This window comes from Roseomonas alba, from assembly GCF_019430885.1.
Classification (GTDB): Bacteria; Pseudomonadota; Alphaproteobacteria; order Acetobacterales; family Acetobacteraceae; genus Neoroseomonas; species Neoroseomonas alba.
In genome coordinates this window covers 49,050-72,639 of record NZ_JAHYBZ010000008.1, presented here as the reverse complement: position 1 = coordinate 72,639, position 23,590 = coordinate 49,050, and the positions used below count along the sequence as shown (strand labels likewise).

Below are 23,590 nucleotides of genomic sequence, written 5' to 3'. Positions count from 1 at the left end.
GGTGCAGCCGCGCCTTCTCCCGCGTCACCGCGCGCTGCCCGCGCTTGAAGGCCATCAGCACGGGGGCGACGGCGCGGCGCGCCATCGCCGGCTTCTCCGCATCCAGCACCACCAGGTTGCCCGGATTGCCGACTGCGATGCCGCAATCGTCCTGGCGCATCGGCTTCGCCGCATCCTGCGTCGTCATGTTCCGGACCGCGCGAACCCCAGGGTCCGATGCGCGATGGATGACGATCGCCAGCATGTTCGCCTGGCGCAGCACCTGGCCGTCCCCGAAGGACGTGAAGGGGTTGATGACGGTGTTGGACGCCACCGAGCACGGCGCGCCCTGTTCCGCCAGCCGGTTCGCATCCACCACGGTGGGCGGCACGTTGTGGTCCACATGCCGCCCGCCGAGATTGAGATCGGCACGGCGCTGACCTGCCCCGCATCGGTGTGCGACCTGGCACGCTCGGCGCCGAAGGCTATACGGCGCTGATCCGCGCCGGGAACATCCGCGTCGACTGACGCCTGCTTTCAGCCTGAGAGGTAGGCCAGCAGGTCACGGACCGAGCCACGCAGCAGGATCGCGGCCAGGAGGCAGGCCACTGACAGGCCGGCCATCGCGAGACGGCGGACGATCGCCTCCTCCTCGAGCAGATCCTCGAACTGGCCGTCCCAGTTGCGTTGGAGCGCGGTGGCCAGACGCCACAGCGCGATGGCGCTGTACGCCGCCAGGGCCAGAATCAGGATCTGGACTCCGTCCATCGTGCCGTCCTCCCCCAAGAGCCGCGCACCATTTTGACCCCCAGCATGCGGTGATGCGGCCGGTCCTGGCCAGGATTATCCCGCAAGCGCCGCCGCCAGGGCGCCGAAGGCCTGGTCGGGGTCGCTCGCCTCGCCCTTGGCCTGGGACAGCACCTGCTCGATGGCGGGGGCGAAGCGCACGGCCTCATCCGCCAGCGGGTCATGCCCGCTGCGAAAGGCGCCGAGGCGGACCAGGTCCTTCACCTCGGCATAGGTCGCGAGCAGCCGCCGCGCCTCCGCGACCAGCGGCCGTTCATGCGCATCGAGCACCCCGGGCGCGGTGCGCGACAGCGACCGCAGCACGTCGACCGGGGGATAGCGTCCGCCCTCGGCGATGCTGCGGTCCAGCACGACATGCCCGTCCAGGATGCCGCGCACGGCATCGGCGACGGGCTCGTCATGGTCGTCGCCTTCGACCAGCACGGTGAACAGGGCGGTGATGGCTCCGCCACAGCCCTCGGGCCCCGGGCCGGCGCGTTCCAGCAGCCGCGGCAATTCGGTGAAGACCGACGGCGGAAAGCCCCGCGTCGCGGGCGGTTCCCGGACGGCGAGGCCGATTTCGCGCAACGCCAGGGCGAAGCGGGTCACGCTGTCCATCAGCAGCAGCACCTGCCTTCCCTGGTCGCGGAAATGCTCGGCGACGGTCATGGCTGCATAGGCTGCCTCCCGCCGCATCGGCGCCGCGGTGTCGGAGGTGGCGCAGATGACCACCGACTTCGCCAGTCGCGCGGGGCCGAGGTCGTCCTCGATGAACTCGCGCAATTCGCGCCCGCGTTCGCCGACCAGGGCGAAGACGATGACCTCCGCATCCACCCCGCCGGCGAGCATCGCCATCAGCGTCGACTTGCCGACGCCCGAGGCCGCGAAGAGCCCGAGCCGCTGCCCCTGCCGCACCGGGGCAAACAGGTCGAGCGCCCGCACCCCGAGCGCGAGGCGCGGCCCGAGCCTTGCGCGCTGCCCGGCCGGCGGGGCCGGTGCATGGGTGGCGCGCGGCGTGGCCCCCGGTGCCGGTGGCGGACCGCCATCCATCGGCCGGCCCATTGGGTCGAGCACGCGGCCCAGCCAGGCCTCCGAAACCGCCAGGGCCGGCCGTGGCGCCAGCACCGCCCGCACGCCGTCCGACAGGCCGGCCAGCGGGCCCATGGCGATGGCCTCGGCGCGGCCGTCGCGGAAGGCGGCGATCTCGGCGAGGACGGGCGCCGCATAGGGCGATTCCAGCCGCACCCGGTCGCCGATCGCCGCGAGCGGGCCGAACCCTTCCAGCGTCACGCCCAGCCCGCCGAGCCCCGCCACGGAACCGTGCACCGTCTCCCGTGGCAGGAGGTCGATCGCGGCGGCGGTAGCGAGGAGGTCGGGCGGCATGCGTCCCATGCTGCCCGCGTACGCCTTGGCGAGTGGTAAACTGCGGCGCCGGTCAGCCCGCCGGCGGCAGCACAATCGTCACCGCCGCACCGCCACGCGGATCGTCCGCCATCTCCAGCCGGCCATCAAGGCGGTGCGCCATGCTGCGCATCACCAGCAGGCCGAGGCTGTCGCCGCCTTCCGGCGGCGCCGCACCGAAACCCGGCCCGTCGTCGCGCACCGTCAGGCGGCGTTCGCCGTCGGGCGTCTCGGTGAAGGTGATCTCGACCAGACCTTCCTCGCGATCGGCGAAGGCATGCTTCAGGGCATTGGTCACCGCCTCGGCGATGAACATGGCGAGCGAGGTCGCATCCGCCGGCGTCGTCGCAAGCCGAGGGGCCACCACATGCAGATCCACGCCTTCCCGGCCGCCGGCATCGAGGATCTCGCGCGCCAGGACGCGCAGCGCGGCTTCGAGCCCCGCTTTCCCCAGCGCGGGATCGTTCAGCCGGCGATGGATGGTCGCGATCATGGACAGGCGGGTCACCGCATCCTCGAGCACCGCGGCGGCGTCCTCGGCGCTGTCCACGCGATCCGCCTCCAGCGACAGCAGGCTGGAGACGAGCTGGATGCCGTTGGCGATGCGGTGCTGCAATTCGCGGAACATGAGGTGTTCCGATTCGCGCAACGCCTCGATCTGCGCGCGCTTCCATTCCAGCCGGGCGACGGCGCGGGTCAGCCCGTGCACCAGGGAGATCTGGGCGCCCGCCACGGCGGCGAGCAGGCCGATGGGCACGATGGGCAGCGGCCAGGGCAGCCGTTCCACCTGGCCGGGGGCCAGGAACCAGGCCAGCACCACCAGAACGGACGCGACCGCGACGGCAGTGGCCGGCGCCCAGCCTCCGGCGAGCGACGTGGCCAGGACGGCGAGGAGGAAAGCGACGAAGGTCAGCCCGCCGGCAGGGTCGGCAAGACCGTGCGACGCCGCCCAGGCGGCCGCAAAGCTGACCGCCCCGACGACCCACCCCGCCCCATAGGCTCGCATTGTGGCAACCAGCATGGCCGGGCCGGTACCTTACCTTGTGGAAAGCGATGCTGCATCGTGCTGGGGCGACGCGCACTAACATGCGATAAGCGGCGCCGATGGAGCCGCCCTTCGATTGCCGAGCCTGCCCGCTGCGGGCGCTGCCGACCTTCAAGGCGGTCACCGCCGCGGAACTGGCCGCGATCCAGGGCGCCAAGATCGGCCAGCGCATGATGACCGCCGGGGCGACCATCCTCGCGGGAGGTCAGGCGACGACGCGGCTCTACGTGCTGCTCGCGGGCTGGGCCTTCCGCTACAAGACGCTCGAGGACGGACGTCGGCAGATCCTGAACTTCCTGCTGCCTGGCGACCTGCTCGGGCTGCAGGGGGAACTGCTCGCGACCCTGCCGCATGGGGTGGAGGCGCTGACGGAGGTCAATCTCTGCGCCTTCGCGACCGACGCCGTGCCCACCTTCTTCCGCGACCTGCCGGGCATCGCGCTCGACATCACCTGGCTTGCTGCGCATGAGGAGCGGCTGGTGGACGACGCGGTCCTGTCGGTCGGCCGCCGCACCGCGATGGAAAGCGTCGCCGCGCTGCTGGTGCATCTCTACAAGCGCGCGGCGTCGTCCGGGATGGCGGCAGAGGACGGCATCCCCTTCCCGATCACCCAGTCGCACATCGCGGACGCGCTGGGACTGTCGCCGGTGCACACCAACCGCGTGCTGCAACGGCTGCGCAAGGGGGGCTTCATCCGGCTGGAAGGACAGCGCTTGCAGATCGGCGACCTGCGCGCGATGCGCCGCGTCGGGCGGTACTGGGAACAGCCGGCGCCGAAGCGGCCGCTGCTGTGAGGGACGAGGCTGGCGAGGGCGCGCCGGAAAGCGGCTTCGCTCCTCTCCGGAGCGCGCCGCGGCACGGTCGGCCCTGATGACCCGGAGGGAGGATCGTGGTGTTCTGCCCCTCTGAACCACCTTGCCATCGGGACCCGGCTGACGGCGCCTTGCAGCGGCAATCGGTGCCCCTGGTGCTTCGAGCACCTGGGCCGTAGGCCGTTGGCGCTGGGTCGAAAGACCAGGCTGATCCCCTCGAAGCACCTGGTGGGCGCAAGAGCGGCTTTCGGCGTGCATTCTGCCGGCGGCGCACGGGTACCAAATGGAGGTCTGCAAAGGCCCTTCGGCCTTTGCCGGGGTGGCTTGGAGGGGCAAGGCCCCTCCAATCCTTCGACCGAGACTCCGCCGCCGCTGGACGCCGTGAGCGTCGGAGCCGTGCCCCTCAGATCACCAGTTCGATCAGGAATGGCCCCGGACGCGCGAAGGACTGCGCCATCAGGTCGCCGACCTGATCCAGCGTCGTCGCCTGAGCCGCCTCGACGCCCATGCCTTCGGCGAGCTTCACCCATCCCAGGTCGGGATTGCCGAGATCGAGCATGTCCATCGCCGTGCGCCCCGGATTGGCGCCGACATTCTGATACTCACCCAGCAGGATCTGGTACTTGCGGTTGGCGAGGATCACGGTGGTCACCGGGAGCTTCTCGCGTGCCTGGGTCCACAGCGCCTGCACCGTGTACATCGCCGACCCGTCGGCCTGCAGGTTGATCACCCGCCGCCCGCCGCCGCCGACCGCCGCTCCCGTGGCCAGGGGCAGCCCGCAGCCGATCGCGCCGCCGGTGATCTGCAGCCAGTCATGCTTCGGCGCGGCGAAGGTCTTGGGGAAGAAGCCGCGGCCGAAGGACACGCTCTCATCCGCGATGATCGCGTCTTCGGGCATCAGCGCCGCGACGGTCTGCGCCAGGCCTTCCGGCGAGGGCGCACCGCGCGCGACATCCGGGCGCTTGCCGACATCCGGCATCGGCACGGCGGGGGCGTTGAGCTCCTCGCACAAGGCGCGCAGCGCGGCTTCGGCATCCTGCTCGTAGCGCGTCAGGACGTGGACCTGCGCGTTCTCCGGGTAATGCTTCGACGGCTTGCCCGGATAGGCGAAGAAGCCCACCGGCGCCTTGGCGTTCACCAGGATCAGGTGCTCCACCCAGGACAGCGCGTTGATGGCAATGTCCGCCGGATAGGGCACGCGCTCGAGCGGCAGGCGGCCCTGGCCGCGCTCGGTGCGGCCGTTCGATCCCTCGGCCAGCAGCTTCGCGCCGGTCGCCTGGGAGGCACGCCAGGCGAGCGCCTGCGCGCCCTCGCGCAGCGCCTTGCCGCCAAGCAGGATCAGCACATTCTTCTTCTCGCGCAGGATGCGCGCGGCGGTGCGGATGGCGTGCGGGTCGGCCTCGGGCACCGCGACCTTGGGCAGCGGCGCGGCGACCACGCCGCCTTCGTCCCAGCAGGTGTCGGAGGGCAGGATCATGGTCGCGATCTGGCCGGGCGAGGTCATCGCCGCCTGCACCGCGACCGCGGCATCCGCGCCGACATCGGCCGCGCGCGAGGAGGTGCGCACCCATTGCGAGACGCCGCGCGCGAAGCCCTCGGTATCGGCCGTCAGCGGCGCGTCGAAAATGCGGTGATAGGTCGCCTGGTCGCCGACGCAGTTCACGATGCCCGACCGCGCGCGGCGCGCATTGTGCAGGTTGGCGAGGCCGTTCGCGAGGCCCGGGCCGCAATGCAGGAGGGTGGCGGCGGGCTTCTCGGCCATGCGCCAATAGCCGTCGGCCATGCCGGTCACGACGTTCTCCTGCAGGCCCAGCACGCATTTCATGCCGGGGATGCGATCCAGCGCGGCGACAAAATGCATCTCGCTCGTGCCGGGGTTCGCGAAACAGACTTCCACACCACAGCCCAGAAGCGTGTGGACCAAACTCTCAGCGCCGTTCACCGCGTATCTCCCAATTCAGGACGGCGCAGCCTGCGCGGGACCGCGCGGCGGGGCAAGGTGGGGCGTGCGGCCTCCGTTGCGGGGCTTCTGACCCCGCGCCATAAAGCAATTCCGGTGAACTTGCGTTTACGTCCAATGCTCTAGGTACTTGTTTTCGCGAGCATCTTCATCTGCCCCGATGAGTTCATCCGGACAGGATCTGCTCTAGGCGGCGAACCGCGCGAAATCCCGCGCCAGCCGCACATAGATGTCGCGCTTGAAGGCTACGGCGAGGTCGGGCAGCTCCGCCAGCCGCGCCCAGCGCCAGGCGTCGAATTCCGGATACGGATCGAGATCGAGCCGGATGTCGCCATCCACCCCGGTGAAGCGCATCGCGTACCATTTCTGCCGCTGGCCGCGATACTTGCCACCCAGCGCCTTGCCGACCAGTTCGGGCGGCAGGTCATAGGTCATCCAGTCGGGGTGTTCGGCCAGGATCTCGGCGCGGGCGGTGCCGATCTCCTCCTCCAACTCGCGGAAGACGGCGACGGCGGGGTCCTCGCCGGCATCCATGCCGCCCTGGGGCAACTGCCAGCCGCCCGGCGCGCCCTCGGCATTCGGCAGGTCGGCGCGGCGCGCGACCAACACCAGCCCGGCATCGTTGAACAGCACGGCACCGACATTGTCTCGATAGGGCAGGGGGGCGTTCATGGGGCGCTCGCGGGGCGGATGGGGGTGGCGGAGGTCTCGGAGGTAAGCCCCTCCGGGCGGCGGATCATGGCCGAGACCGGCGCCAGCATCAGCCCCCGCGACTCGAGTCCCTGCGACCAGGCGGTGATGCGTTCGACCAGCACCGGCGTCACCGACCCGGCGAGGCCGAGCGCCGCGCCGCGATCCCGCGCCAGGGTCTCGAGCTCCGCGAGTCGCCGGTCGATCTCCCCGCGCGTGCCGGCCGGTTCGTCGAGGATCACGTCCACGCTGCGCCCCCAGGCCCGCGCCGGCGATGCCGCGCCGGGCCGCGGGTCGATATAGAGCAGCCCGCGCAGGCGCAGCGTGTCCTGCACCGTGCCCATGGCCTCCGTCAGGGTCGCGAAGCGCTCGCCGCGCATGGCGCCGAGGGCCCCGATCACGCCGACATAGCCCTGCGACCGGGACAGTACCCAGTCGAGCCGGTCCATGTTCTCCGCCATGGACCGGCCGGTCAGCAGCGCCTGGTCGCCCGGGTTGTTCAGCGGATAGCCGGCCGGTTCGAGCGGCAGGGAGATCAGCGTCTCCATCCCCCGTTCCCGTGCCCGTTCCGCCGCCTGGCCCGGCCGTGCGGCATAGGGCGACAGCGCGAGGGCGACGGCCGGCGGCAGGCGGCGGATGGCTTCCTCGGTCTGGGTCGCGTTCAGGCCGATATCGGCGATGATGATGCCGACGCGCGGCCGGGTGTCCCGCCGGTCAAAGTCGCGCCCATAGGCCCGGATCGAGGTCCGCCCATCCGCTCCGGCGCGGGGCAGCATGCCGTGGCGGCTGTTTTCCAGCAGCGCCGGATCGGGCGCCGGTATGGGGCGGGATGCGGCGCGCGGCGCCATCGCGGCGGCCAGCGGTGGCGGTTCCGGCGCGCGGGGGGGCGTGGCGGCGATGGCCGGCACGGCCGGCGGCTGGGCCGCGGAGTCGCTTGCCGCCGGCGATGATGCGGCCGGCGATGCCTCGGCGGCCTGGGGTGGCGCCGCCGGGGTTTCGGAGTCGCCAGCCGGTGTGGCTGGCGGCGTCGGGGCGGTTTCGGCCGTGGGCGCGGCAGCCCCAGCCGCCGGCGCTTCCGGCGGGCCGAGCCGTTCCAGCCAGACCGCCCCGCCGGCGGTGGTCCCGATCACCACCACCCAGAAGGCCGCGAGCGCCCGCCAGCCTGGCACCCGCATGCGACGCGCCTTCCCTGTCGGGTTCAGCGCGCGGCGCGGCGCTGGCCGTTCGGCGCCGCGGCGATGCCGCGCAGCAGCTGGATGGCCTGCTGGAGCTGGTGATCCGTCTCGGGCTTGGTCGGGTCGAAGGCGGCGGCGCCCTCGGCCGGCATGCGCTGGATACGCTCGGTCAGCCCGGCGGGCAGGTTCAGCGGCGGCAGCGGCGGCGCGGCCGGCGTCTCGCGGCCATTGTCGTTGCGCAGCGCGTGACGCAGATCGGCCTCGCGGTCACGCCGCGCGGCGGCCACCTGCTGCGCATCCTCGCGCGTCGCCAGCACCTCGATGTCCGGCTCGATGCCGGTGCCCTGGATCGAGCGGCCCGAGGGCGTGTAGTAGCGCGCCGTGGTCAAGCGGATCGCGCCATTGCCCGGGATGGGCATGACGGTCTGCACGCTCCCCTTGCCGAAGGACTTCACGCCCATGACGATGGCACGGCGATGGTCCTGCAGCGCACCGGCGACGATCTCGGACGCGCTGGCCGACCCGGAATTGATCAGCACGACCACCGGCAGGTTCTGGGCGATGTCGCCGCCGCGGGCGTTCCAGCGCTGCGCATCCTCCGGCCGGCGGGCGCGGGTGGAGACGATCTCGCCCTGGTCGAGGAAGTCGTCCGACACCTGCACCGCCTGGTCGAGCAGCCCGCCCGGATTGTTGCGCAGGTCGAGCACGATGCCCTTGAGGTTGCCGCCCGCCTGCTGGCGGAGCTGCTGCATGGCCCGGCGCAGCCCGGCCTCGGTCTGCTCGTTGAAGGAGGTCAGGCGGATATAGCCGATATCGCCGGCTTCCAGCCGGAAGCGCACCACCTGCGGGCGGATCACGTCGCGGGTGATGGACAGCTCGATCGGCCGTTCGGTGCCCTCGCGGCGGATGGTGATGCGAATCGCGGTGCCGCGCTCGCCGCGCATCTGCTCGACCGCCTCCTGCAGGGACAGGCCCTGCACGGAATTGCCGTTCAGATGCGTGATCAGGTCGCCCGGCTTCACCCCGGCGCGCGCCGCCGGCGTGTCGTCGATCGGGCTGATGACCTTGATGTAGCCGTTCTCCTGGCTGACCTCGATGCCGAGGCCGCCGAACTCGCCGCGCGTCTGCACCTGCATGTCGCGATACATGCGCGGGTTCATGTAGGAGGAATGCGGGTCGAGGCCGGTGAGCATGCCCTGGATGGCATTCTCGATGGCGTCGCGATCATTGACCGGTTCGACATACTCGGCGCGCACGCGCTCGAAGACATCGCCAAACAGGTTCAGCAGGCGATAGGTCTCTGCCCGTCCGCCGGTGTCCTGGGCCCAGGCCGCGACCATGGGTCCGGCGACCACCCCGGCCGCGAAGGCCGCGCCCACAGCCGCGAAGGTCATGCTCCTGCGCCGCATTCCAATTCCTTCCTTCCGTGACGCGGGTCAGGCAAGCACCCCCGCGCGAGACATCAAGCTGTAGCCTATGGCGCCCCCCGGGTGCAGCCGGAAACCGCGTCGAAACAGTGCTGTTACCAGCCTTACCGTTCGGCAAGCTTCAGGCTTACCGATCGGACAAGCCCGGCCGGGTCATCCTCCACTGCCACGTGCCCCGGCGAGCCAGGGCCGCGGATCCATCGTCTGGCCTTCGCGACGCAGCTCCAGATAGAGCCGGTCGCGCCCGCCCTCCCCTTCGCCCATCACGCCGACAGGTTCCCCGGGCAGCAGGCGCGCACCCGTCGACGCGTCGAGCCGCCCGAGGCCGGCCAGCACGACATGGTGGCCATCGGCGCAGTCGACAATCAGCAACAGGCCATAACTTCGGAAGGGACCGCTGAAGACCGCCCGCCCGCCACAGGGGCTGACGACCCGCGCCCCGGCCGGGGTCTGGATGGTCTCCCCGCGTGCAGCCCCACCTTCCCCCTGGTCGCCGAAGCCCCGCAGTACCCGCCCGGCGACCGGCATCACCCGCGCGCCCGACGCCACCGAGGCGACCTGGGTCCGTCCCGGGGGCGTCGGCAGCGGCTCGGATGGCGGCGGGGTGCGGCCTGCGCGGGCCGCGGCACGTTCCTCGCGCGCCCGCTGGGCCGCCGCGGCCCTCTCGCGGGCAGCCTGGGCAGCGGCTTCGCGCGCCTGGTCGCGCTCGATCCGGGCCAGCATGTCGGCCAGATTCGAGGCTCGGGCCAGCGCGTCCTGCGCGCGGCGGTCCGCCGTCCGCTCGGCCTGGCGGGCCTCGGCCTCGCGCATGCGGGCGGCGGCGATCTCGGAATCCAGCGCGGCGGCGGAGGACAGCGCCTCCTCCCGGGCCGCCGTGACCAGCAGAGCCTCCGCCGCGGCGACGCGGGCGCGGCGGGAGGCCTCCCGGTCCGCCTCGCGCAGCGCCTCGACATCCTGGCGGATCTGGCGGGCGATGCCCTGCAGGACCAGCACGCCGCGCAGGGCTTCCTCCGGAGGCAAAGGCACGGCGAGCAGCGTCTCGGCCGGCCAGAGCGACAGGCGCCGCATCGCCGGCAGCATCGGGGCGAGGGCGGCGGCCCGGCGCGTCGCCTCGTCTCGCGCTGCGATGGCGGCGTGAACGGCACGCCGCTCCCGTTCCTGAGCCGCATCGAGCACGGATTCGGCCTGCTGGACGCGCTCGGCCATGGCCACGCGCTGGCGGGCCAGACCACGCTCGACCTCGGACGCCTCGCGGGCGAGGCGGGCGGCGTCTTCCGCGGCGGCACGCTCGGCCTCGGCGGCGCGGCGGGCGTCCTGGACGGATTCGCGGGAGGGCTGCTGAGCGAGAGCGGAGGTGGAGAGCAACAGGCAGAGGCAGAGTCGGAGGGGCTTTGCCCCTCCAAGCCACCCCACCAAAGGCCGAAAGGCCTTTGGAAACCTCAACCTGGTTCCGGGCGCGGCGGGGGTTTCGGGTTTGGCACACGGGCTCCGGTGCAGGGTGCCATGAAGATGAGCGGGCTCGTATGCGCAGCACGCGTTTCGCATCGGCGGCGCGACGGGCGTCCTGGACGGATTCGCGGGAGGGCTGCTGGGCGAGAGCGGAGGCGGAGAGCAACAGGCAGAGGCAGAGTCGGAGGGGTTTTGCCCCTCCAAGCCACCCCACCAAAGGCCTTGTGGCCTATGCGGGTTCCCATTCGCGTTACATGGCAACGCGAATGGGTCCCCGTGGTGGGGTAAGGTCCGGAGAGGGGCAAAGCCCCTCTCTGGTTCAGTCCGCGGCGGCCGCTTCATGCCGTGGACGGAGCAGCGACGTCCCCGTCATCGCCGCCGGTTGCGCGACCTGAAGCAGTGCCAGCAGCGTCGGCGCGATATCGGCCAGGCGGCCATCCTTCAGCGCCGCGTCCTTGGGCGCGCCGAGCAGGATGGCCGGCACGGGGTTGGTGGTGTGCGCCGTGTGCGGCCCGCCGGTGACGGGGTCCTTCATCATTTCGGCATTGCCGTGGTCGGCCGTGACGAACAGCGCGCCGCCGGCGGCGCGGATGGCATCGGCGATGCGGCCGAGGCCGGTATCCACCGTCTCCACCGCCTTGGTGGCGGCGGCCAGGCTGCCGGTATGGCCCACCATGTCGGCATTGGCGAAGTTCAGCACGATCAGATCGTAGGTGCCGGACCCGATCGCCGCCACGGCCTTGTCCGTCAGCTCGGGCGCGGACATTTCTGGCTGCAGGTCATAGGTCGCGACCTTGGGGGAGGGGACCAGGATGCGGTCCTCGCCGGGGAAGGGGGTCTCCTCGCCGCCGTTCAGGAAGTAGGTGACGTGCGGGTACTTCTCGGTCTCCGCCATGCGGAGCTGCGTCATCCCCTGGGCGGAGACGACGCTGCCGAGGATGTCGGCCATGGATTGCGGGGCGAAGAGTGTGGCGAGGAAGGGGTTCAGCGCCTCGCTGTATTCCGTCATGCCGGCGGCGGAGGCGAAGCGGACGACGCGCTTGCGGGCGAAGCCAGAGAAGGACGGGTCGAGCAGCGCCGCCAGGATCTGCCGCACCCGGTCGGCGCGGAAATTGAAGCAGAGCAGCCCGTCACCATCCTGCATGCCGGCATAGCCGCCGATGACGGTGGCGGGGATGAACTCGTCCGTCTTGCCAGCGGCGTGCCCGGCCGCGATGGCCGCCTGCGCGTCCGTGGCGTGGGTGCCCTCGGCGACGACCATGGCGTCATAGGCCTGGGAGACGCGTTCCCAGCGATTGTCGCGGTCCATGGCGAAGTAGCGGCCAATCACCGTGGCGATCGAGACGCCGGGCAGTCCGTCGATATCGGCCTCGAACTTTGCCAGGAACTCGGGGGCCGCCTTGGGGGCGGTGTCGCGGCCATCGGTCAGGGCATGGATGGCGACCTTGATTCCGGCTGCGGACAGAATCCGGGCGAGGGCGACCGCATGGTCCTGATGGGCATGCACCCCGCCCGGGGACAGCAGCCCCATCAGATGGCAGGTGCCGCCGGTTTCCTTCAGCTTCTCGATCAGTCCCGTCAGCGCGGGCAAACTCGCGATCGAGCCATCGGCGACGGCATTCCCGATGCGCGGCAGGTCCTGCATGACCACGCGGCCGGCACCGATGTTCAGGTGGCCGACCTCGGAATTGCCCATCTGGCCAGTCGGCAGGCCGACATCGGGGCCCGAGGTGCGCAGGAACGCATGGGGGCATTCGGCCCAGAGCCGATCGAAGGCGGGCGTCTTCGCCTGCAGCACGGCGTTGTCGGCGCGGTCCTCACGCCATCCCCAGCCGTCGAGGATGACGAGCATGACGGGGCGCGGGCGACTGGCGGGCATGGCAGGGTCCTTATGTTGCCCCGGGCTTAACCCCTGCCGCGCCCGCCCGGCAAGGCCGGTCGGCTATTGCGGGAAGTGCTCGACATGGGTTTCGCCGGTCCGGCCGGAATACACTGCGCGGCGGCCAGGGAAGGAGACGACATAGCCGACGCAGCCGGCGGCCATCGCCTTGGTGCAGAAGCCGCCATAGGTGTAGCCGGGGACGAGCTGCTGAGCCTCGCGGATCGCGGCCTGGAGGGCAGGCACATCGAAGGTCTCGGCGATCGAGACCGCATGGCGCGGTGCCGACAACGCGACGCTGTCGCCATCGGGCCGGTAATAGGTTGCCGTCGCGCGGCGGAAGTCGATGGCGTAGCTCTCGAAGCCGGCCCGCATCAGCGTGGCGACGATTCCGGGGAAGGTCCGGCTGCCGGTCTCGGCGCCGTCCAGGCAGTCGGCGGCGATGGCGGCGAGGTGGTCGTCCATGAAGGCTCCTGGGTGTTGGGGTTCAATCGATGGCGACGGTCGTGACGCCGAGATGGCGAACCATGTCCCTGAGGATGCGGCCGAGCGCCGCTCGGTCGGCATCCGGCAGATGGCCGAAGCAGGCCGCGTCATTGGCATCGGCCAGCGCGGCGAGGCGCGGCACGAATCCCGCGCCCGGTTCCGTCAGGGAGAGAGTCTGGGCGCGGCCGTCCTCGGGGCTGGCTTCCCGGACCAGGAGGCCCTTGGCGATCAGGCGGTCGGCCAGCTTGGTGACGGCGCCGCGCGTCATGCCCATGCGGTCGGCGATGCGGCTGGGCGCCATCGGGGCCTCGCCATGCAGCACGCGCATCAGCGCCCATTCGGCGACGGTCACGTCCTGATCGGCCAGGCGGCGGGCGAAGGCGTGCGAGACATGGTTCGACACCTGGCGCAGCCAGTAGCCGAGATGATCGCTGAGATCGGGGATGGCGGTCATGCATCGAAGCCTATTGTTGACTAGGAAACTAACGACATTTGATTTCCAAGTCAACTATATCGACGCGGCGCGGGGCTGACTGGCGTCCCGGTCAGCCAGGAATCAGCACCGGCACGCCGAACAGGATGCGATGCCCATGCAGTACGCCTGCCCAGAGCAGCAGGCCCGCCAGCGGCGCGATCCAGCCGATCTCTCGCAGCACCAGCCGGTTTCGTCCGGCGAGGATCGCCCCGAACGGGAGGATCGAAGTCTCCGCCGCGAAGCCCGGCCACGCCTGCGGATGGCGCCGCGCCATCTTCGCGTCGATGGATGGCATGCCGGCCAGCGCGGTGATCAGCAGGGTGCCGAAGAAGACAATGGCTGCCGTGTCGCCATTGCCCAGGATGTGCAGCGCCGCCCAGCCCGCGAAGGCGCAGAGCATCGGATGGCGCGTAACGCGCTGGATACCGTGTGCCCCCTTCGCCAGCAGCCCACCACCGCCCGTCGCAGTGGGGTTGCCCATCAGCGAGCAGGCGAAGAGCACGAAGACCGGCAGCATCAGCACGGCGATGACCCAGCGCAGCCAACCCTGCGCGAACCACAGCGGCGCAGTCTCGGCCCCGCGCCAGGCGATCACCATCAGGGCGAGCAGGGCCAGGGAAACGGCCGAGAAAGCGGCCATGAACATGGCCTCGCCGGTCCGGGCTACGACGCGCCCGCGCAGTGCCGTGCCGGACACGCCGACATGCACGGCGATCCACAGCAGCGCGACGAGGATGAGCAGCAGCATGACGCCATGATCCGCGCGGCGCCCGTGTGGCGTCCAGCGTCACTTTGAAGGCCGAGGGACGTGTTTCCTCATGGGGTCGTCCGGCGAGGCGGCAGTCGGAGGGGCCTCGCCTCCTTGAGGGCAGGGATAGGCGTTGCCGGCCGAACCGGAGAGGGGCGCTGCCCCTATCCGGACCTCATCCCGCCATCAGGGTCGCCAGGCGCGATGGTAGGGATGGTTCTGCCGGATGGCCTGTGCCCGGTAGAGCTGTTCCGCCAGCATCCCCCGCACGAGGAAGTGCGGCCAAGTCATCGGCCCCAACGCGATCCGCCGTTCCGCCCGCGCGGTCACCGAGGGATCGAGCCCTTCCGCCCCGCCGATCAGGAAGCAGGCGGTACGGCCGGCCTCCTCGATGCGGGTGATCAGCGCGGCGAAGCCTTCGCTGTCGGGGGCGTCGCCGCCGAGGTCGAGCGCAACGGCCGCGGCATCCGGCGGCAGGGCGGCGAGCAAGGCGGCGCCTTCCCGCCGGCGGATCTCGGCGGCAGAGCCACGGGCTTCGGGGATTTCCGTGACCTCGGGCGGCGGGCGGAGGCGCGCGGCGTAGTGCGCGTAGAGTGCCGCCTCCGGCCCCGATTTCATCCGCCCGACGGCGAGGATCCTAACCGGCCGCGGCGTCGCCGGCCCCCGGGCTTTCCGGGCCCCACATACGCTCGATGCGGTAGAGTTCCCGCGCATCCGGGCGGAACAGGTGGATCACCAGGTCGCCAGCGTCGATCAGCACCCAGTCGGGCGAGGCCTGGATCGAATCGCGCTTCAGGTTCAGCCCGGCCTTGCCCAGCGCCTCGTCCAGATGGGTCGCCATGGCCTGGAGCTGGCGCTCCACCTGGCCGGTGGCGATGATCAGGCGGTCGGCGTAGTCGGCCCGGCCGGTGACATCGAGCAGCACGATGTTCTCGGCCTTGTCGTCCTCGAGCGAGGCCATCGCCGCGGCGACGAGCAGCGACAGGCGATCGGGCGAGAGCTTTTCCCGCTTGCTCGTGCGGGCGGGGCGGGGGGCTGCGGGCGTGGCCGTGCCCTTCGGCGCCGCGGACTTCGCCTTGGTCGTGGCCGCTTTCGCAGGTGCCTTCGATTTCGGCGCAGCCTTGGCCTTGGCGGTAGCGGCCTTGGCCTTGGGCTCGGCTTTTGCCTTGGGTTTCGGCGCAGCCTTGGCCTTGGCGGTAGCGGCCTTGGCCTTGGGCTCGGCTTTTGCCTTGGGTTTCGGCGCAGCCTTGGCCTTGGCGGCAGTGGCCTTGGTCTTCGGCTCGGCTTTTGCCTTGGGTTTCGGCGCAGCCTTGGCCTTGGCCGCAGTGGCCTTGGTCTTCGGCTCGGCCTCGGCCTTTGCCTTCGATTTCGGCGCAGCCTTTGCCTTCGATTTCGGCGGAGCCTTGGCCTTGGCGGTGACGGCCTTGGTCTTCGGCTCGATCTCCGCTTTCGTCTTCGCCTTCGACACGGCCTTCGCCTTCGGCGCGGTCGTCGTCTCGGTGGTCTTCGGCGTGCGGGCTATGGCCCCCTCCTCTCGCCCGTGGATCGCTCCGCCTGCGCGCGTCGTATCGCGGTGGCGGATGCGGCGTGCTCCCGCGCCGGAACCAAGCACCAAGCGGCGTGGGGCGCAAAGGATTCCGTCAGCACGCCCCCGGGCACGCGCCGGTGATGTGCCAGCACATGCGCCGCGCGGCCGGCCAGTGCCCGGCGTGTCCAGCCGGGCCGCGGCAATACGCCAAGCGCCACGGTGCGCGCAATGGCCCGCCACTGCTTCCAGCGCGGCAACTGCACCATATTGTCCGCCCCGATCACGAAGGCGAAGCGCGCGCGGCGGAAGCGCCGGCGCAGCGCGGCCAGCGTATCGGCCGTGTAGCGGGTGCCGAGCCGCGCCTCGATATCCGTCGCGATGATGCGCCGCCCATCCGCGATGCGCCGCGCCGAGGCCAGGCGTTCGGGAAGCGGCGCCATGCCCTGCACCGGCTTCAGCGGATTGCCCGGCGAGACCATCAGCCAGATTTCGTCCAGCCGCAGCGCCTGCATAGCCCGGCGCGCGACATGGCGGTGCCCCTCATGCGCCGGGTTGAAGGAGCCGCCAAGCAGCCCGATGCGCCGTCGCCGCGCATCGCCGAATCGTCCCGGTGTCACCGTGTTCGGACGCTCACGCTGACCGGCTGCGCCACCAGCCCGTCATAGCGCACCGTATAGGTGCGCCCGGCTTCCAGAGGCAGCGTCGGCGAGTAGCCGGCGACCGACAGATACTGCCCGGCTTCGAGCTTCAGCCCGGCGCGGGCCAGGTCCTCGATCAGGAAGGCCACGACATCCAGCGGATGGCCGAGGGCCGCCGTCCCCGGCGCGGTGGCGCGGACCTGCCCGCGGTCATCGACCATGGTCACGGTCATCGACCCCAGCCGGTCCACGAAGTCCTGCGTCGCTTCCGCCGGGATAGGCGTGCCGAGCACGCCGAGCCGCGCGCCGACATTGATCGCCAGCAGGTTCGGCCCGTCGAAGCCGCCTGACAGCACCAGGTCGGGCAGCTCGATATAGGGAATGACCACGTCGAGATGCCGCAGGATCTCCAGTCGGTCATGGCCGGCCTGGTTGATGCCGTCGTCGCGCACGCGTACCAGGAAGTCGCTCTCGATCACCGGCACGGCGCCGAAGCGGGCCGGGATTTCGGCGCCGGAGCGCAGGCTGACGCTGCTTTCCAGCAGCACGCCGCGCACCGGGTGGTTCACCCCGAAGCGCTGCTGCACCGGCGCGCTGGTCAGCCCGACCTTGTAACCCACCGGCCGGCCCCAGGCGCGTTGCAGCTCCTCGACCAGCCGTGCCTGGGCGCAGAAGCCGTCGGCGAGCGATGTCATGCCCGTGAAGGCGGGCGAGGGCTGGTTGTCTTGCAGCGCCTCGGCCAGGCGCTCGATCGCCGCCTCGTCGGGGCATTCGGCCTGCGCGGCGAGGGGCAGGGCGATCAGGCTGGCCAGCAGCAGCATCCGGCGCATGGTGTTGTTCCTCCGCGTCGGCGCGATGCTAGCGGGGAAGCGCGCCTCAGCGAAAGTTCACCTCCGCCGAGCCGAGGCCGGGGATCGACAGGCGCCAGGTCTCGCCGGCCCGGGGCGTGAGGGGGGAGGGGTCGGCGAACAGCGCGACCAGCTCGTCCCGCCGCAGTGGGCGGCCCTCATTCGCCATGTCGCGGGCGAGGTCGGCGATGAGATCCGCCGGCGGGGCGGCCAGGCCGAGCCGCGGCAGCGCCGCGATGGTGCTGCCATCCGCCTGCAGAAGCGCGTCCGGCGCGGTGGCCGGCAGCGGGGCTTCCGTCCCCACCACGCCGAGCCGCAGGCCAAGATTCCCGGCAATCCGCGCCACGGCATCCGTCCTGCCCGCGAAGGCGGCGAGGTCCAGCAGCGCCAGGAAGGGGCTCGCCGCCACGGGTTCGCCATTCGCGCCGATGCGCAGCAGCACGCCGGGCGCGACCGCCGGACGGGCCGCATAGCCGATGTCGATCGTCGCCCCCGACCGTGCGCGCAGATTGGCGAAGAGCAGCGACCCTTGCAGCGGCGGCAGCCGCGCGGCATCGAGCGCGATGCCCGAGACATCCCCCCAGGGCTGCGCCAGGAAGGCGACAAGCTTGCGCTGCGCGCAATGCGCCTCGGTCTCCGTCGCGATGTCGAAGGGCGCGGGGACCCGGCGCTCCAGCAGCGCCATCGCGAAGCGCGCGGCGGCCGGCAGGTCAGGGCAGTCGGCGCGCGCCGGCGTGGCGGCGAGCAACGCCACCAGCGCCAGCGCGCCCCGCATCACGGCCTGACCTGTCCGGTGCCGAGCACCAGGTAGCGATAGGTGCAGAGCTGTTCGAGCCCCACCGGGCCGCGGGCATGCATGCGCCCGGTGGCGATGCCGATCTCGGCGCCGAAGCCGAATTCGAAGCCGTCGCAGAACTGCGTCGAGGCATTCCACAGCCCCACCGCGGAATCGAGCCCGTCGAGGAAGGCGCGCGCCGCGGCCTCGTCCTGCGTGATGATCGCCTCGGTGTGCTCGGACCCGTAGCGACGGATATGCGCGAGCGCATCGGCGACGCCGTCGACCACCGCGACCGAGAGAATGGCATCGAGCCATTCGGTCGCGAAATCCTGCTCCGTCGCCGGCTTCAGGCCCGCGACGATCGCACGCGCGCGGTCATCGGCACGGAAGTCGCAGCCGAGCGCACGCAGATCCTCGATCAGCAACGGCAGCAGCGTCGGCGCGATCTGCGCGTCGATCAGCAGCGTCTCCGTCGCGCCGCAGATGCCGGTGCGGCGCATCTTCGCATTCGCCACGATGCTGCGCGCCATCGCCGGATCGGCGGCGGCGTGCACATAGGTGTGGCAGAGGCCTTCGGCATGGGCGAGGACCGGCACGCGCGCTTCTTCCAGCACGCGCGTGACCAGCCCCTTGCCGCCGCGCGGCACGATCAGGTCGATCAGGCCGGAGGCGCGCAGCATGGCGCCGACGAAGGCCCGGTCGGCGGTCGGCGCGACCTGGATCGCGGCCTCGGGCAGGCCGGCGGCGCGCAGACCCTCGGCCAGGCATTCATGGATGGCGGCGGCGGAGCGCGTGCTCTCCGACCCGCCGCGCAGGATCACCGCATTGCCCGACTTCAGGCAGAGCGCCGCGGCATCGGCGGTGACGTTCGGCCGGCTCTCGAAGATCATGCCGATGACGCCCAGCGGCTGCGCGATGCGGCGGATGACGAGGCCATTCGGCCGCGTCCATTCGGCGAGCGTCCGCCCCACGGGATCGGGCAATTCCGCGACTTCCTCAAGCCCCTGCGCCATGGCCTCGATGCGCGCGGGCGTCAGCGTCAGCCGGTCGCGGAAGGCCACGCTGAGGCCAGGGGCACCATCCACATCCGCCCCATTCGCCGCGAGGATCGCATCCTGGCGCGCGCGCAGCGCCGCAGCCGCCGCCCGCAATGCCGCGTCCTTCGCCGGTCGCGGCGCACGCGCGACGATCGCGGCAGCCTCGCGCGCGGCGCGGGCAGCGGTGTCGAGCAGGCGGGTAGCGTCCTCAGCGATGACGTTCACGGTCCAATTCTCCTTGGCGGCGGGCGACTTGCCCACCGCGCGCCCATCAGATGGTGGCGCCGGCGCAGATTACCCGATCCGCGCGACGGTGTCGTGTCCGCACCCTTCCGTGGAATGTCCGCGCACGAGGCCGGGCGGGTCATTGCAAACGACAATGAGCCTGATTGCCCGTTTGCTTTCGCAGGCGGGAACCGGAGGGGCGCCGCCCCTCCGGACCACCCCGCCAGGATGCCGGGCATCCTGGACCGCAATCTATTGCTACTCGGCGCAACGGACATGTTTGGCCCACCCAGCGCGCTTCGTGCGCAAGGGCGGGTTTCGGCTCGCATTCTATCAGTGGTGCAGGGCGCCAAGTTGAGGTTTGCAAAGGCCTTTCGGCCTTTGCCGGGGTGGTTTGGAGGGGCGGCGCCCCTCCAATTCCACAGCGGAACTCTCCGGTCGCCGGGGCTCTATTCGATGCGGATGCCGCTTTCGCGGATGATCGGTTCCCACTTCGCACGTTCTTCCGCCCAGGCGGCGGCGAGTTCCGCGGGCGTGCTCGGCTTGGGCTCCAGCCCGTTGCGGTTGAGGGTTGCGGTCACCTCGGGTTCGTCCAGCGCCGTGCGCATGGCAGAGGCGAGCCGGGCGATGGCCGGCTCAGGCGTGCCACGCGGTGCGACCACCGCATACCAGCCCGGCACGTCGAAGCCGGGCACGCCGCTTTCCGCGACCGTCGGCACGTTCGGCAGCAGGCGGGATCGCGTGAGGGTCGGCACGGCCAACGCGCGCAGCTTGCCGGCCTCGATCTGCGGCAGCACCGAGGGCGCGGTGGCGAAGGAGAAATCGATGCGGCCGGACAGCAGGTCGGTCACGATCAGCGCGCCGCCGCGGTAGTGGACGGGCGTCGTCTCGATGCCGGCCATGCGGTCGAACAGCACGCCGGCCAGATGCGGCCCGCCGGCGATGCCGCTGGTGCCGTAGGATAGCCGGCCCGGCGCGGCCTTCGCCGCGGCGATCAGTTCCGCCGCGTTGCGCCAGGGCCGGTCGGCGGGAACGACGAGGATGTTGAACAAATCCACCGCCATCGAGACCGGCACCAGGTCACGCTGCGGATCGAAGGACAGCCGCATCGCCATCGGGCTGACCACCAGCGCACCGATGGTGGCGAGCAGGATGGTGTAGCCGTCCGCCGGGCTGCGCACGGCGGCCTCGCTCGCGATGTTGGATCCCGCGCCGGGCCGGTTTTCGATCACCACGGGCTGGCCAAGGATCTCACCCATGCGCGGGGCGAAGGCGCGCGCCGAAATATCCACAGCGCCGCCTGGCGTGTAGCCGACAAGCATACGGATCGGGCGATTTGGAAAAGCATCCTGCGCCAAAGACGGGGTCGCAAGCGGTACTGCCGCAGCGGCCAGAATGGCGCGACGAGAGAAGTGATCGATCATGGATGTTCACCCGGTTCGATGATTGTCGTTCTTCGCAGTGTCGCATGGTGTCGATCCGCGACAAGTCATCATTCGCGGATCGCATGGCGGCGATCATCACCACGCGTTGGGAAGTTCAGCGTTACCGGACCATCTCTGGCGGCGAAGCGGTGGACAGGAAGTTTCCTTCCCCCGTGACCGATCAAAGGAAGAACGAACATGAACCGCATCGCTATTCGCTTCGCCGCCGCTGCCCTTCTGGGCCTCGCCGCGACGCAGGGTGCGCTCGCTGCCGATGCCGGCCTTGGCTACGCCTATGTGGGCGGCACCGGCGAGAATGAGTCCGTCGCCTATGCCGGCGCGACGCCGCAGGGCGTGCTCGCGGCACCCGCGACCATCACCGGCAGCGGCGAGAACGTCTCGGTCGACGTGCCGCACACGGTGCTGCCCGGCGTCGCGCAGTACAACGCCGTGGTCGACGGCTCGGGCGAGAACCAGTCCGTGCGCTACGTGCCGGTCGCGCCGCGCGGCTGATCCTGGCCTCTCTCCCAACATCTGCGCCATCCGGCGCACGACTTTGAATTCGGGGTTGCGCCCGACGGCGCATCTCCCTCAGCAAGGAAAAAGATCATGAACCGCATCATCGTTCGCTTCGCCGCTGCCGCCGCTCTGGGTCTTGCCGCGGCGCAGGGTGCGCTCGCCGCCGATGCCGGCCTCGGCTACGCCTATGTGGGCGGCACGGGCGAGAACGAGTCCGTCGCCTATGCCGGTGCGACGCCGCAGGGCGTTGCGCTGGAACCCGCAACCATCGTCGGTAGCGGCGGCAATGTATCGGTCGACGTGCCGCGCTCCGTCCTGCCGAGCGTCGTGCAGTACCATGCCGTGATTGACGGCTCGGGTGAAAACCAGTCCGTGCGCTACGTGCCTGTCGCGCCGCGCTGACCCGTCCCGGCTGTCGGGCTGCGCCCCCAGGGCGCAGCCCGCAGGCGACAACGGCCCGCATCCCCCAACGAGGTGCGGGCCGTTGTCGTGTCTGCCCTACAGCAGGACGAGGTCGTCGCGATGGATGATCTCGTCGCGGCCGCGCCAGCCGAGAAGCGTCTCGAGCTCCTCGCTGCGGTGGCCGGCGATCAGCCGCGCGGCTTCGGCATCATAGGCCGACAGGCCACGCGCGACTTCGCGGCCCGTCTCGTCGCGCACGCTGAGCGGATCGCCGCGCGAGAAATCCCCATCCACCATGCGTACCCCCGCCGGCAGCAGGGAGGAGCCGCGCTTCAGTGCGCGCGCCGCCCCCGCATCCACCGTGAGCACCCCGAGCGGTGCGAGGCTTCCCGCGATCCAGCGCTTGCGCGCCGTGCGCCCTTCCGGCGCGGGCAGGAACCAGGTGCAGCGCGCACCATCAACCAGCGCCTGCAGCGGATTGTCGCGCTTGCCGAGTGCGATCGCCATCGCGCAGCCCGCGCCAGTCGCGATGCGTGCCGCGATCAGCTTGGTGCGCATGCCGCCTGACGAATAGCCCGGTGGCGGTTCGCCCCCCATGGCCATGATGTCGTCGGTGATGCGATCGACCGCGGGGATATGCGCGGCGTCGGGGTCCTTGCGCGGATCGGCGGTGTAGAGGCCATCGATATCCGACAGCAGCACCAGCGCATCGGCGCCGATCATCTCGGCGACGCGCGCGGCGAGGCGATCATTGTCGCCGAAGCGGATCTCCGCCGTCGCGACGGTGTCGTTCTCATTGATGACGGGCACGCATCCCAGATGCAGCAGCGTCGCAATGGTCGCGCGCGCATTGAGGTAGCGGCGGCGATCCTCGGAATCCTCGAGCGTCAGCAGGAGCTGCGCAGCGTTCATGCCATGGGCCGACAGCGCCTCCTGCCAGGCGCCGGCCAGGCGGATCTGGCCGACCGCGGCGGCGGCCTGCTTCTCTTCCAGACGCAGGGCACGGCGTGTCAGCCCGAGGGCACGGCGGGCGAGCGAAATGGCGCCGGAGGAGACCAGCACCACCTCCGCGCCCCGCGCCCGGAGGGCCGCGACATCCGCGGCGACCGAGGCGAGCCAGTCAGCGCGCGGTGCCGCGGTCTTCTCATCCACCACCAGGGCGGAGCCGATCTTGACGACGATGCGCTTGGCGCCGGCGAGGGAGGGAGCAGTCGGATCTGACATGGCGCGCGGCTGTAGCACGCGGGACGGCGGGTCTGAAGGCCGGGACGCGCGACACAGACCCTTTGCTTGCCATGCCCCGCGGCCCGCCGCATGGTCCGCCCGCCGCATGGCATGAGGGAGCACCACGCATGGCCGACCTGATCATCATCGCCTATCCCGACCTCGCAACGGCCGAGGCGGCCCGCGCGAAGCTCATCGAACTGCAGAAGGAATACCTGATCGAGATCGGCGACGCCGTGGTGGCGGAACGCCAACCGGACGGCGCGGTGAAGCTGCACCAGCTCATCAACACCACCGCGGCCGGGGCGGCCGGCGGGGCCCTGTGGGGCACGCTGATCGGGCTGCTCTTCCTGAATCCGCTGCTGGGTGCGGCGGCGGGCGCGGCCGGCGGGGCGATCAGCGGCTACCTCACCGATGTCGGCATTGACGACAAGTTCCTGAAGGACGCCGCCGCTGCCTTGACGCCTGGCCAGGCGGCGCTTTGCGTCCTGGTGCGCAAGGTGACGGCGGACAAGGTGCTGCCGGCCATGGCGCATTTCGGCGGGACCGTGCTGCGCACCAACCTGACGACCGAACAGGAAGGCAAGCTGCGCGACGCGCTGAAGGCGGGCTGATCCCGCGAAGCCCCTACGGAACGTCCGGCACCGGCCCGCAC

At 71.0% G+C, this 23,590-nt stretch carries 25 protein-coding genes; 5 read left to right on the top strand and 20 right to left on the bottom strand.

What is annotated here, in order from left to right:
* The first annotated feature begins 1 nt into the window (after position 1).
* Positions 2 to 478, top strand: coding sequence for a hypothetical protein (locus KPL78_RS21695; RefSeq protein ID WP_219765070.1), 477 nt, complete (start codon positions 2 to 4; stop codon positions 476 to 478).
* A gap of 38 nt (positions 479 to 516) precedes the next feature.
* Here the strand turns inward: KPL78_RS21695 and KPL78_RS21690 are convergent, their stop codons facing one another.
* The 3 genes from KPL78_RS21690 to KPL78_RS21680 all read right to left on the bottom strand — a co-directional run bounded on the left by KPL78_RS21690 (position 517) and on the right by KPL78_RS21680 (position 3,187).
* Positions 517 to 747: a hypothetical protein gene (locus KPL78_RS21690; RefSeq protein ID WP_219765069.1), complete on the bottom strand. Its 231-nt coding sequence runs from the start codon at positions 745 to 747 to the stop codon at positions 517 to 519.
* A 75-nt stretch (positions 748 to 822) separates the two neighbouring features.
* Positions 823 to 2,148 carry a FliI/YscN family ATPase gene (locus KPL78_RS21685; protein WP_219765068.1) on the bottom strand — a complete coding sequence of 442 codons (1,326 nt, stop codon included), beginning with the start codon at positions 2,146 to 2,148 and terminating at the stop codon, positions 823 to 825.
* A gap of 52 nt (positions 2,149 to 2,200) precedes the next feature.
* A complete protein-coding gene (locus KPL78_RS21680) occupies positions 2,201 to 3,187 on the bottom strand; it encodes a sensor histidine kinase (protein WP_219765067.1) in 987 nt (328 codons plus the stop codon).
* 83 nt (positions 3,188 to 3,270) lie between these two features.
* Between KPL78_RS21680 and KPL78_RS21675 the strand changes: the two genes are divergently transcribed.
* Entirely contained in the window at positions 3,271 to 4,005 is a 735-nt protein-coding gene (locus tag KPL78_RS21675; protein WP_219765066.1) for a Crp/Fnr family transcriptional regulator, read from the top strand.
* 421 nt (positions 4,006 to 4,426) lie between these two features.
* Here KPL78_RS21675 and KPL78_RS21670 read toward each other — a convergent pair whose 3' ends face one another.
* The 16 genes from KPL78_RS21670 to KPL78_RS21595 form a co-directional block, all read right to left on the bottom strand.
* Complete coding sequence (locus tag KPL78_RS21670) at positions 4,427 to 5,965, bottom strand: acetolactate synthase large subunit (RefSeq protein WP_219765065.1); 1,539 nt, start codon at positions 5,963 to 5,965, stop codon at positions 4,427 to 4,429.
* 204 nt (positions 5,966 to 6,169) lie between these two features.
* Positions 6,170 to 6,655, bottom strand: coding sequence for an RNA pyrophosphohydrolase (locus KPL78_RS21665; RefSeq protein ID WP_219765064.1), 486 nt, complete (start codon positions 6,653 to 6,655; stop codon positions 6,170 to 6,172).
* Positions 6,652 to 7,848, bottom strand: coding sequence for a divergent polysaccharide deacetylase family protein (locus KPL78_RS21660; RefSeq protein ID WP_219765063.1), 1,197 nt, complete (start codon positions 7,846 to 7,848; stop codon positions 6,652 to 6,654). Before KPL78_RS21660 ends, KPL78_RS21665 begins: the two co-directional genes overlap by 4 nt.
* A 23-nt stretch (positions 7,849 to 7,871) precedes the next feature.
* Complete coding sequence (locus tag KPL78_RS21655; RefSeq protein WP_219765062.1) at positions 7,872 to 9,257, bottom strand: S41 family peptidase; 1,386 nt, start codon at positions 9,255 to 9,257, stop codon at positions 7,872 to 7,874.
* Positions 9,258 to 9,428: 171 nt separating this feature from the next.
* Positions 9,429 to 10,640: a murein hydrolase activator EnvC family protein gene (locus tag KPL78_RS21650; protein ID WP_219765061.1), complete on the bottom strand. Its 1,212-nt coding sequence runs from the start codon at positions 10,638 to 10,640 to the stop codon at positions 9,429 to 9,431.
* Positions 10,641 to 11,043: 403 nt separating this feature from the next.
* Positions 11,044 to 12,603 carry a 2,3-bisphosphoglycerate-independent phosphoglycerate mutase gene (gene gpmI, locus KPL78_RS21645; RefSeq protein WP_255569309.1) on the bottom strand — a complete coding sequence of 520 codons (1,560 nt, stop codon included), beginning with the start codon at positions 12,601 to 12,603 and terminating at the stop codon, positions 11,044 to 11,046.
* 63 nt (positions 12,604 to 12,666) lie between these two features.
* Positions 12,667 to 13,068: a DUF1398 domain-containing protein gene (locus KPL78_RS21640; RefSeq protein ID WP_219765060.1), complete on the bottom strand. Its 402-nt coding sequence runs from the start codon at positions 13,066 to 13,068 to the stop codon at positions 12,667 to 12,669.
* Positions 13,069 to 13,090: 22 nt separating this feature from the next.
* Positions 13,091 to 13,543 carry a MarR family winged helix-turn-helix transcriptional regulator gene (locus tag KPL78_RS21635; protein WP_219765059.1) on the bottom strand — a complete coding sequence of 151 codons (453 nt, stop codon included), beginning with the start codon at positions 13,541 to 13,543 and terminating at the stop codon, positions 13,091 to 13,093.
* A 91-nt stretch (positions 13,544 to 13,634) separates the two neighbouring features.
* Positions 13,635 to 14,312, bottom strand: a complete 678-nt coding sequence (locus KPL78_RS21630; RefSeq protein ID WP_219765058.1) for an NnrU family protein — start codon at positions 14,310 to 14,312, stop codon at positions 13,635 to 13,637.
* Between the two features lie 186 nt (positions 14,313 to 14,498).
* The gene (locus KPL78_RS21625; protein ID WP_255569308.1) at positions 14,499 to 14,930 is read right to left on the bottom strand and encodes a 23S rRNA (pseudouridine(1915)-N(3))-methyltransferase RlmH; all 432 of its coding nucleotides are present in this window, start codon (positions 14,928 to 14,930) and stop codon (positions 14,499 to 14,501) included.
* Between the two features lie 19 nt (positions 14,931 to 14,949).
* Positions 14,950 to 15,780 carry a ribosome silencing factor gene (gene rsfS, locus KPL78_RS30885; RefSeq protein ID WP_369412815.1) on the bottom strand — a complete coding sequence of 277 codons (831 nt, stop codon included), beginning with the start codon at positions 15,778 to 15,780 and terminating at the stop codon, positions 14,950 to 14,952.
* Positions 15,781 to 15,830: 50 nt separating this feature from the next.
* Positions 15,831 to 16,457, bottom strand: a complete 627-nt coding sequence (locus tag KPL78_RS21615; protein WP_219765056.1) for a nicotinate-nucleotide adenylyltransferase — start codon at positions 16,455 to 16,457, stop codon at positions 15,831 to 15,833.
* Positions 16,454 to 17,308 carry a 2-keto-4-pentenoate hydratase gene (locus KPL78_RS21610; protein WP_219765055.1) on the bottom strand — a complete coding sequence of 285 codons (855 nt, stop codon included), beginning with the start codon at positions 17,306 to 17,308 and terminating at the stop codon, positions 16,454 to 16,456. Before KPL78_RS21610 ends, KPL78_RS21615 begins: the two co-directional genes overlap by 4 nt.
* Positions 17,309 to 17,354: 46 nt before the next feature.
* Positions 17,355 to 18,101, bottom strand: a complete 747-nt coding sequence (locus KPL78_RS21605) for a hypothetical protein (RefSeq protein ID WP_219765054.1) — start codon at positions 18,099 to 18,101, stop codon at positions 17,355 to 17,357.
* Complete coding sequence (locus KPL78_RS21600) at positions 18,101 to 19,366, bottom strand: glutamate-5-semialdehyde dehydrogenase (protein ID WP_219765053.1); 1,266 nt, start codon at positions 19,364 to 19,366, stop codon at positions 18,101 to 18,103. Before KPL78_RS21600 ends, KPL78_RS21605 begins: the two co-directional genes overlap by 1 nt.
* 449 nt (positions 19,367 to 19,815) lie before the next feature.
* Positions 19,816 to 20,658, bottom strand: a complete 843-nt coding sequence (locus KPL78_RS21595) for a Bug family tripartite tricarboxylate transporter substrate binding protein (protein ID WP_219765052.1) — start codon at positions 20,656 to 20,658, stop codon at positions 19,816 to 19,818.
* Positions 20,659 to 20,988: 330 nt separating this feature from the next.
* Here KPL78_RS21595 and KPL78_RS21590 point away from each other — a divergent pair, with 330 nt between their 5' ends.
* Together KPL78_RS21590 and KPL78_RS21585 are read left to right on the top strand one after the other, a co-directional pair.
* Entirely contained in the window at positions 20,989 to 21,303 is a 315-nt protein-coding gene (locus KPL78_RS21590; RefSeq protein WP_219765051.1) for a hypothetical protein, read from the top strand.
* Between the two features lie 96 nt (positions 21,304 to 21,399).
* Positions 21,400 to 21,711, top strand: a complete 312-nt coding sequence (locus tag KPL78_RS21585) for a hypothetical protein (protein ID WP_219765050.1) — start codon at positions 21,400 to 21,402, stop codon at positions 21,709 to 21,711.
* A gap of 96 nt (positions 21,712 to 21,807) precedes the next feature.
* On the opposite strand, the gene proB is transcribed toward KPL78_RS21585, so the two are convergent.
* Positions 21,808 to 22,935, bottom strand: coding sequence for a glutamate 5-kinase (gene proB / locus KPL78_RS21580; protein WP_219765049.1), 1,128 nt, complete (start codon positions 22,933 to 22,935; stop codon positions 21,808 to 21,810).
* 128 nt (positions 22,936 to 23,063) lie between these two features.
* On the opposite strand from proB, the gene KPL78_RS21575 reads away from it, so the two are divergent.
* On the top strand, positions 23,064 to 23,549 hold the full coding sequence (locus KPL78_RS21575) for a DUF1269 domain-containing protein (RefSeq protein WP_219765048.1): 486 nt from the start codon (positions 23,064 to 23,066) through the stop codon (positions 23,547 to 23,549).
* The last annotated feature ends 41 nt before the right edge of the window (positions 23,550 to 23,590 follow it).